We start from the raw sequence: 9,450 nt of genomic DNA, 5'->3' as shown, positions 1-9,450 counted from the left end.
AGGCCGGATAAGGCGCGAAGCGGCGCCATCCGGCACCACAGACTTACATCGGCAACGTTTTCAGCAGCGCAAAGGCCTCTTTCATCCGGTCTTCACTGACCACAAACGCACATAGCTGGCCTTCGTCGTTCATTCCTCTGGCCACCATACCTTGCGCTTCCGCGGCAATATGCCAGTTCAGATCGCGCCGCTGGGTTTCCCCCGCCAGATGCAATGGCAGTTCCGGCGTTTTAACTTTTACCAGCATGGCAGGCAGCTTCAGCGGAGCATTGCCGCCGAGCAGGTTTTTCGCCAGATACATGGCGCTCAGTTGAATCGGCTGCAGGAACGGCAGCACCTGACCGTTAATTTCCGCGCAGTCGCCGAGGGCATAAATGGCCGGGTGGCTGGTTTGCAGATAGCTGTCGACGCAGACGCCACGATTAATGCTCAATCCGGCACGACGCGCCAGCGCCGTTTCCGGGCGCAGACCGGTGGCGGCGATCACCGCATCGACTTCTACGCGGCGACTACGATCGAGCGTGGCGCGAATACCCGATTCAGTTTTTTCCAGACCCTGAAGCTGTGATTTCAGCAGCAGATGCACACCCATATCGGTCAGACGATGCTGTAAGCGACTGCTGACTTCCGGTGGCATCAGCGAGGCCAGAATGCTGGCGGCGTTGTCGATAAGTGTTACCGCTTTACCGGCACGACAAAAATCCATCGCCAGCTCACTGCCAATCAGACCGCCGCCGACAATGAGTACCCGCTGGGCATCACGCAGTTGCGTTTCACAGGCGCGGTATTCTTGCTGGCTGTTCAATGTGAGCATTAACTCACGTCCGGTAACTGGAGGCACAAAGGCTGAAGCCCCCGTCGCCAGCACCAGCTTGTCGTACTGCCACTGTTGGTCCTGACTTTTCACGATGTGGGCATCGGTGTCGATGTCGGTCACCCAGGTGTAGGGGAACAGGCGCAAATTAAACTGTTCGGCAAACTCCCCCGCCGACTGGCGGGTGAGGTCGTCTGCACGCTGTGCCTGACTGATAACGTGGCTGAGATCGGGCTTGTTGTACTCATCCATGCTGTCAGCGGCAATCAGGGTCAACGGAACAGTTGCATCCTGTTTACGGATATTTTTGACTAACTGGCGGGCGGCGAAGCCCGAACCAATAATGACAATTCCGTGGCTCATTTTGCCTCCGTTGCCAGTACGTCGAAGACGTCTTTACCTAATGAACATTCCGGGCACAGGAAGTTATCCGGCACATCGCTCCATGGGGTACCTGGCGCGACATCCTGCAACGGTTCGCCTTTTGCTGGATCGTAAATCCACTGGCACACGCTGCACTGCATGCTTGGGCCGAGGTCAGCCGCAGCCGCAGCGGCACAAGCGCACTCTTCTTCTTTGGTTGCCACTTTGACGGTCGTTTCCGGTAGCGGAGCAAGCGCCCACTGACGTGCAATTTCACGACCGTGCTGACGACACAGTTCCAGCGCATCCAGATCCGGACGCCATTTCGCCTTCAGGCTAAGCGACATTTCAAAACCGGCATCTTGTAAACGGGTGGACAGGCGGTCAACTGCGCCGCCGCTCCAGCCGTGAGAACCAAAGGCGCTGGCGCGTTTGTTACGAAAACGCAGGCCGGTCATCTCTTCCACCAGTCCGGCGATTTTCGGCATCATCACGTTGTTCATGGTGGAAGTACCGACCAGTACGCCTTTAGAACGGAAGACGTTGGTCAGGACGTCGTTTTTGTCGCTACGGGCGACGTTAAAGATTTTCACCGCCACGTTCGGGTCAACTTCATTGATGCCCTGGGCAATGGCGTCCGCCATCATGCGGGTGTTGTTGGACATGGTGTCGTAGAAGATGGTGATGCGGTCTTCCTGATAATCGGCCGCCCATTTCAGGTACAGCTCAACGATCTGCGTTGGGTTGTCGCGCCATACAACACCGTGGGAGGTGGCAATCATATCGACCGGCAGGTTGAAGCCGAGGATCTCAGTGATTTTCGGCGTCACCAGACGACTGAACGGGGTCAGGATGTTGGCGTAGTAGCGTTGGCATTGTTCGAACAGTTCGGTCTGGTCAACTTCATCATTGAACAGACGTTCGTCGCAGTAATGCTGGCCGAAGGCATCGTTACTGAACAGCACCGCATCGCCGGTCATGTAGGTCATCATGCTGTCAGGCCAGTGCAGCATCGGCGTTTCAACAAAGATCAGTTGTTTGCCGTTGCCGATGTCCAGAGAATCACCGGTTTTCACCACGTTGAAGTTCCACTCCGGATGATGGTGGTGGCCGGTGATGGAATCAATCGCGTTAGCGGTGCAGTAAATTGGCGTGTCCGGGATGCAGGACATCAGTTCGGTCAGCGCACCGGCGTGATCTTCTTCCGCGTGGTTAATAATGATGTAGTCGATATCCGCGAGGTCAATTTCACTGCGCAGGTTCTGCACGAATTCACGGCTAAACTTATGGTCTACTGTATCGATCAGCACGTTTTTTTCTTCACGGATGAGATAGCTGTTGTAGCTGCTACCGCGCAGCGTTTTGTATTCAGTGCCGTGGAAATCACGTACTTCCCAGTCACGTTGGCCAACCCAATGAATATTATTTTTAACCAGAATAGACATAGCAACCTCAATTAATTCAGCGTTTTTCTAAAAAGATATTTTGTTAATTGCAGGTTGTGTGCCAACTTTTTAGTTGTTTGATTTTTAATGATTTATTATTTATTGCTTATAAAGTGGTAGTCAAAATGACTGTTTATTTTATTGTCAATATGACAATATGAATTGTCAAAATGACAATGAGGTTGCCATGAGCTTTTCAGTAGATGTGCTGGCGGGTATCGCCATTGAATTACAAAGCGGTATCGGTCATCAGGACCGTTTTCAGCGCCTGATCACGACCTTGCGCCAGGTGCTGGAGTGCGACGCATCGGCACTGCTGCGCTACGAGTCGCGACAGTTTATCCCGCTGGCTATCGATGGCCTGGCGCAGGATGTCCTTGGCCGCCGCTTCACGCTGGAGGGACATCCGCGGCTGGAGGCGATTGCCCGCGCCGGGGACGTGGTACGTTTTCCTGCCGACAGCGATCTGCCCGATCCTTATGACGGGTTAATACCGGGTCAGGAGAGCCTGAAAGTGCATGCCTGCATCGGGTTGCCGCTGTTTGCCGGACAAAATCTGATTGGTGCGTTAACGCTGGATGGCATGGAGCCCGATCAGTTCGATGTCTTCAGCGATGAAGAGCTTAGGCTAATTGCCGCTCTGGCTGCGGGGGCGCTGAGTAATGCGTTGCTGATTGAACAACTGGAAAGCCAGAATATGCTGCCGGGTTCGTCGACGGCTTTCGAGCAGGTGACGGAAACCCAGATGATTGGCCTGTCGCCCAATATGATGCAGTTGAAAAAAGAGATTGAGATTGTGGCAGGGTCCGATCTCAACGTACTAATAAGCGGCGAAACCGGGACCGGGAAGGAGTTGGTAGCCAAAGCGATTCATGAAGGTTCGCCGCGTGCGGTGAATCCGCTGGTGTATCTCAACTGCGCGGCGTTGCCTGAAAGCGTGGCGGAAAGTGAACTTTTTGGTCACGTAAAAGGGGCTTTTACCGGGGCTATCAGTAATCGTAGCGGTAAGTTTGAAATGGCAGATAACGGCACGCTGTTTCTCGACGAGATTGGCGAACTCTCGCTGGCGCTGCAGGCCAAGCTGCTGCGCGTATTGCAGTATGGCGATATTCAGCGCGTAGGGGACGATCGCAGCCTGCGCGTTGACGTGCGCGTACTGGCGGCGACCAATCGTGATTTACGCGAAGAGGTGCTGGCGGGGAATTTTCGCGCGGATCTGTTTCATCGCCTGAGCGTTTTTCCCCTTTCCGTGCCGCCACTGCGTGAGCGCGGCGAAGATGTGGTACTGCTGGCGGGCTATTTTTGCGAGCAATGTCGGCTGCGGCTGGGACTTTCCCGCGTAGTGTTAAGCCCGGGCGCGCGTAACCATCTGCTGAACTACGGCTGGCCTGGAAACGTGCGTGAACTGGAGCATGCCATTCACCGGGCAGTCGTTCTGGCAAGGGCCACCCGGGCAGGGGATGAAGTGGTGCTGGAGGCACAGCATTTTGCCTTGCAGGATGAAAGCCCTGTACCGCAGCCGGACGTCGTGGCAGAGATCCCGCAGCATCACAATTTGCGTGAGGCAACGGAGTCATTTCAGCGCGAGATGATCCGCCGGGCCTTGGCGCAAAATAATCACAATTGGGCGGCAAGCGCGCGGGCGTTGGAAACAGACGTCGCCAACCTGCACCGGCTGGCGAAACGCCTGGGGCTGAAGGATTAGATAATACCGGCCTGATAGAAATCCTGCAGGTTGATAGCGCCGGTGAGTTTCCCGTTTTCATCTACCACCGGTGCGGCAGTGATTTTGCGTTTCATCAGGATCTCTTTGGCGTCAATCGCGCGGCTCTGCGCCTGCAGCGTAATGCCATTATGGGTCATTGCTTCGCTAACCTGCGTGGTGAGCGCGCCGCCGCCAACCAACCAGCGGCGCAGGTCGCCGTCAGTGAAGACGCCTTTCACCAGTGACGCCTCATCACAGACAGCCACCAGACCAAGACCCGTGCGGCTGAGTTCCAGCATCGCGTCCATGACGCTGGTGGTCAGCGTCACCTGCGGAATAGCATCGTCACGGCGCATCAGGTGATGCACTTTATTTAACAGACGAGCGCCCAGCGCGCCGGCCGGATGCGAGCGGGCAAAATCTTCTTCGTTAAAGCCGCGCGCCTGCATCACGGCGATTGCCAGCGCGTCGCCCATCATCAGCGTGTTGACGGTGCTGGAGGTCGGCGCCAGGCGCATTGGGCAGGCTTCACGTTCAACAGAAATATCCAGCACGGCTTTGGCCGCCAGGCCCAGCGGCGAGGTTGGTTTTCCGGTCATGGCCAGCAGGGCGACGGATTTGTCTTCCAGGCGCGGAATGATGAGATCCAGCTCTTTCGCGCCGCCGGAGTAAGAGATAAACAGCATCACGTCGCGGCTTTCAATCATGCCTAAGTCGCCATGCAGCGCTTCCGCCGGATGCACAAAAAAGGCAGGGGTGCCGGTACTGGCGAGGGTCGCAGCAATTTTTTTGCCAATATGGCCTGATTTGCCAATCCCGGAGACAATGACTTTGCCTTCACAGTGGATGATAGTATTAGCGGCGCGGACAAAATCATCGCCCAGTCGCTCCGGCAGTCGACTGGCTTCCTGCAGTTCCAGCATTAACGTCTGACGGCCCGCGTTCAGTAGTGCATCACTCATTGGTTTCTCCGGTTATGATTACTTCAATCCCTTTTGCTTCCAGCGCCTGACGAAATGCAGGGTCTATACCTGCATCGGTAATCAGCTTGTCAACGCTTTCCAGACTGCACACAACATTAGGGCTTTTACGCCCAAATTTTGAGGAGTCAGCCATCAGAATCACTTCGCGAGCGGCATTGCACATCGCTTTACTGACGCTAAAGACCTCATTAAAGGTGGTCACGCCGGCATTGAGGTCAATACCGTCGGTCCCCATGAAGAGTTTATCAAAGCTGAATTGCTCAAAGGCGTTTTCTGCCAGCTGACCGTGAAATGACGCAGATTTTTTGCGAAAGGTCCCGCCAGGCATCAGGATGGTTTGCTCGTTGTCCAGCTCCGAAAGGGCATTAACAATGTGCAGACTGTTGGTCATGACGGTGATGTTGCTAAAGCGGGTAAGCATCGGCACCATCTGCAATACGGTGCTGCCCGCATCCAGAATGATGGAGTCGCCATCATGGATATAACGGACGGCGGCTTCAGCGATCTGCTCTTTTTTATGCGTGTTAATTAGGGTTTTGTGATCGATGGGCGGGTCAGATTCATCTTTGTTCAACACTACGCCGCCATAGGTACGAATGACGGTTCCAGCATTTTCCAGAATGACCAGGTCTTTGCGAATGGTTGTGCCGGTCGTGTCAAAGTAGTGGGCCAGTTCTTCAACCGAGCATTTTCCCTGCTTTTGCAGGTGCTCCAGTATGGCAGCCTGACGCTGACGAGGTTTCATAGGCGTGATTACCCTGACTTATTTAGGTTGCAAAATGATAATTTCGCAAGCTATTAGCATTCACAACGAAATTACCCATGTTTCAGTTTAAGCGCCAATGATAGTGCATTCTGCGCTAACGGATCATGGGGAAAGATCACATCAGGCTGTAAATCATCAAGATGTTTGCCCATTATGGTGGCAATTTTACCGGGTCTGGCGAATACGGTAAGACCTTTCATAAATAACGTATCGGTAACCCGCTGTTGCTCATCAAGCGCGATGGCGACGACCACGCGCGGTTTAAACCGTCCGCCGGAACGCCCCACGCCCACCCGACCTCGCTGACAAAGTTTATCGAACGCGCGGTTAAAGCGGGATATTTGCCAGCCACCAAGCGCCAGTTGCAGGCACCAGGCGATGGCGGCGACGGTAATCAGTGCGGAAACCATAATGCGCTCCTTTGATTTTGCCGGATGACGGCTGCGCCTAATCCGGCCTACATAATATTCGTAGGCTCGGTAAGCACAGCGCCACCGGGCAGTCATACCTCTTAGAACATCACCTGACCGCCGGTGACGTTAATTGATTGTCCGGTGCAGTAAGAGGCTTTCGAACTGGCATAAAACAGCAGCATGTTCAGCACGTCCTGATAATCGCAGCCGCGTTTGAGCGGAACCTTATCAATGTAATACTGCTCTACTTCATCCGGCTTAAGGCCCAGTTTGGTAGCGTACTGCGGTAATAATGACTGGAACATCGGTGATTTCAACAGGTTGCCGAGCATCAGCGAATGGACGGTAATCCCGTATTCCGCCAGATCCAGCGCCAGCGATTGGGTTAAACCCACGCCGCCAAATTTTGCCGCGCTGTAGCCCGAATTGTGTTTACTGCCTACTTTCCCTGATTTGGAGTTGATCTGGATAATGCGTCCCTGAACGCCATCGCGGATCATCAGGCGCGAGAATTCACGGGCGCAGAGGAAGTAACCGACCAGATTCACCTGCAGCGAGCGGTCGAAATCCCCAAGCTGAAAGTCGCTGATAAACGCGGCTTTAGCGATACCCGCGCTGTAAACCAGCAGGTCGACGCGACCAAATATTTCATCCACTCCGCGTGACAGTGCCAGCACGCTCTGTTCGCTGGTGGCATCAGCGCCAAAACCGTACGCTGTGCCTGCGCCAAACTCGGCGTTAATCTCCTGCGCGACGTTGGCGGCTTTATCGCTTTGAATATCCACCACCGCGACGCGGTATCCTTCTGTCGCAAGCCCACGGCAAAGGAACGCTCCCAGGGTCTGGCCTCCACCAATGACAACGGCAACCTGATTCATCTTTTTCTCCTTCAATCTTAAGCAACAAACTTCAAAATACAGCCCGGCGCGATATCGTCCGGTACAGGGCCCGCCACATGTACGGTGCCAGGGAATTCCGCTTCGCTGAGTCCGTCAAAACGTAGGGTGATATGCCCCAGTTCACGTAAGTTTTGTTCCGCCACGCTGCCAACGGCGGTGACCGGGTAGTGATGCTGGCCCAGTTCAAACTGGATCCCGGCGTGCAAAGAACCGTTCAGAGCGCCGTGGCAATGGATGAAGCAAAACTCTTCAATATCCGCTGGCGCGCCTTCACGAAAGGTAATTAACATCTGGTCGCAGAGTGCGTCCGGGGCGCTTTGGCCGATGCGGGTGATGGTGGTTTGATAAATCACGGTCATTTTTGAGTGCCTCTTATTGGTAAATAAAGCCGGATACAAACCAGGCGATGAGAACGGTAGGCGCGCCGGTCAGGAAGCGGCTTACCAGGACGGATGGCACGCCGACGCGGACCGTGTCCTGACGCGCTTCGGCCAGCGATAACCCCACGGGAATAAAGTCGCATGCGGCTTGCGCATTAATGGCAAACAAGGCCGGTAGCGCCAGATGGGGAGGGATGTTCCCCAGGCCAATCTGTACGCCGATCAGCACCCCGATAACCTGGGCGATGACCGCACCAGGGCCGAGGAAAGGCGACAGCAGCGGGAAAGAGCAAATCAGCGCCAGCGTCACCAGTCCCAGCGGGTGGCTGGCGAGCGGTGCGAGTCCATGGGCTATCCAGTCTCCCAGACCAGAAGCCATGATGATGCCGATCAGCGCCGAGACGAACGCCATAAATGGCAGAATGGTTTTCAGAACGGTATCAATAGTGTCGCGACCGGCCTGGAACAGGACAGCAACGGCTGACCCCATGCCCATCCCGACTTTTGCCAACAGACCATCGCTTTGTTCAGTAATCTTTTTACTGGTGTCGTAATCGCGACCAATCGTGCTGCTTGCAGGTTGCGGCGCAATGGATGCTTCACCGACAACGGTAATGTTTTCTTCTTTTACGCCAGAGACATAGATATCTTCGACAATGTACTGGGCCAGTGGACCGGATTTCCCCGTGGCGTGAATATTTACCGTGGGTATGCGACGTTTGGGATAGATCCCACAGCGCAGCGTGCCGCCGCAGTCGATGATCGCCACGCCAATTTCACTCTCCGGCGGTTCGCCCTCTTTGAAACCATCAACGGCCTGCCAGCCAGTCAGATTCGCCAGCGTGTCGACAATCGCAGGGCGAGTCCCGGCAGTGATATAGACAATTTTCTTGCCCGGTACGGCATCCAGTTCAAGCGGGCCGCCCCAGCCGCCGGTGCCTTTTTCAATACGAATACGCGTCATGATGTTGCTCCCGCCAGATGAACTTTCTGCTCAAGTTGAATGCCCATTTTTTTCTCGAAAATGGCGGTGGTGAAATCGGTTACCCAGCCGCGGAAGAAGTTGGTGACCAGACCGACCAGCAAATAGCTCACCGCCAGCGGGCCAAGCGGTAGGCCCAGCGTCGTCAGGCCGCTGGCGATACCGAGATAGACAAACAGCTCGCCGGGGTTGATGTGCGGGAATAAGCCATTCATGGAATGGCAGCTATAAGAGGCCGCAGCGTAGTAGCTGGGCTTGTACTTTTCTGGCATAAAGCGGCCCAGGCTTAGTGTCATCGGATTACAAAACACAAATGTGCCGATGCACGGCAGCAGCAGATAGCGGGACAGTGGGTTTCCGGCACAGCGCTGAGCAAAACGTTCAATACGCTGCTGGCCGATAAAGTTAATCAGCGCATTCATGATGACCAGCAGGCTAATCAGCAGGGGAAGAATACCGGTCACCATGCCGGTAAACACCTCTCCGCCTTTCTGGAACAGCCCGATAAACCACTCAGCACCGAGTGTGATGGTGTCGATCATTATTCTCTCCTGTAGGGTTTTTTAGTTATCTTGCCAAACGGAAACTAATTTTAATCAGATCGAAAGATTTAAAAGTGTTATTTTGATCTCAAAATGAAAGGTAAATATTTTATTTTGAAAGTTGTTGCGTAAGCGCTCGCAAATATGACGGTCGGAAG

At 54.5% G+C, this 9,450-nt stretch carries 10 protein-coding genes; 1 reads left to right on the top strand and 9 read right to left on the bottom strand.

Features of this window, described 5'->3' with window-relative positions; all coding sequences use genetic code 11:
• Positions 1 to 43 precede the first annotated feature (43 nt).
• Both norW and norV read right to left on the bottom strand, forming a co-directional pair.
• Positions 44 to 1,177 carry an NADH:flavorubredoxin reductase NorW gene (norW, locus tag JSN25_RS00515; protein ID WP_204525370.1) on the bottom strand — a complete coding sequence of 378 codons (1,134 nt, stop codon included), beginning with the start codon at positions 1,175 to 1,177 and terminating at the stop codon, positions 44 to 46.
• Positions 1,174 to 2,622 (bottom strand): anaerobic nitric oxide reductase flavorubredoxin, encoded by a 1,449-nt coding sequence (norV, locus tag JSN25_RS00510; RefSeq protein WP_204525369.1) that lies wholly within the window; start codon positions 2,620 to 2,622, stop codon positions 1,174 to 1,176. The genes norW and norV overlap by 4 nt, the downstream gene beginning before the upstream one ends.
• A gap of 187 nt (positions 2,623 to 2,809) precedes the next feature.
• On the opposite strand from norV, the gene norR reads away from it, so the two are divergent.
• Entirely contained in the window at positions 2,810 to 4,327 is a 1,518-nt protein-coding gene (gene norR / locus JSN25_RS00505) for a nitric oxide reductase transcriptional regulator NorR (protein ID WP_121529466.1), read from the top strand.
• On the opposite strand, the gene gutQ is transcribed toward norR, so the two are convergent.
• From gutQ to srlA, 7 genes are all read right to left on the bottom strand, one after another.
• Positions 4,324 to 5,289 (bottom strand): arabinose-5-phosphate isomerase GutQ, encoded by a 966-nt coding sequence (gutQ, locus tag JSN25_RS00500; RefSeq protein WP_204525368.1) that lies wholly within the window; start codon positions 5,287 to 5,289, stop codon positions 4,324 to 4,326. The genes norR and gutQ overlap by 4 nt on opposite strands.
• Complete coding sequence (gene srlR / locus JSN25_RS00495) at positions 5,282 to 6,055, bottom strand: glucitol operon DNA-binding transcriptional repressor SrlR (RefSeq protein WP_006687181.1); 774 nt, start codon at positions 6,053 to 6,055, stop codon at positions 5,282 to 5,284. Before srlR ends, gutQ begins: the two co-directional genes overlap by 8 nt.
• 71 nt (positions 6,056 to 6,126) lie before the next feature.
• Entirely contained in the window at positions 6,127 to 6,486 is a 360-nt protein-coding gene (gutM, locus tag JSN25_RS00490; protein WP_038633053.1) for a transcriptional regulator GutM, read from the bottom strand.
• A gap of 101 nt (positions 6,487 to 6,587) precedes the next feature.
• On the bottom strand, positions 6,588 to 7,367 hold the full coding sequence (gene srlD / locus JSN25_RS00485; protein ID WP_006687183.1) for a sorbitol-6-phosphate dehydrogenase: 780 nt from the start codon (positions 7,365 to 7,367) through the stop codon (positions 6,588 to 6,590).
• Between the two features lie 17 nt (positions 7,368 to 7,384).
• Positions 7,385 to 7,747, bottom strand: coding sequence for a PTS glucitol/sorbitol transporter subunit IIA (gene srlB / locus JSN25_RS00480; RefSeq protein WP_160956238.1), 363 nt, complete (start codon positions 7,745 to 7,747; stop codon positions 7,385 to 7,387).
• Between the two features lie 13 nt (positions 7,748 to 7,760).
• Positions 7,761 to 8,732, bottom strand: coding sequence for a PTS glucitol/sorbitol transporter subunit IIB (gene srlE / locus JSN25_RS00475; RefSeq protein WP_069324575.1), 972 nt, complete (start codon positions 8,730 to 8,732; stop codon positions 7,761 to 7,763).
• Positions 8,729 to 9,292, bottom strand: a complete 564-nt coding sequence (srlA, locus tag JSN25_RS00470) for a PTS glucitol/sorbitol transporter subunit IIC (protein ID WP_003825953.1) — start codon at positions 9,290 to 9,292, stop codon at positions 8,729 to 8,731. The genes srlE and srlA overlap by 4 nt, the downstream gene beginning before the upstream one ends.
• Positions 9,293 to 9,450 lie beyond the last annotated feature (158 nt).

The sequence above is a fragment of the Citrobacter cronae genome, from assembly GCF_016893685.1.
Lineage (GTDB): Bacteria > Pseudomonadota > Gammaproteobacteria > Enterobacterales > Enterobacteriaceae > Citrobacter > Citrobacter werkmanii.
This window is presented reverse-complemented; position numbering and strand designations above follow the sequence as displayed.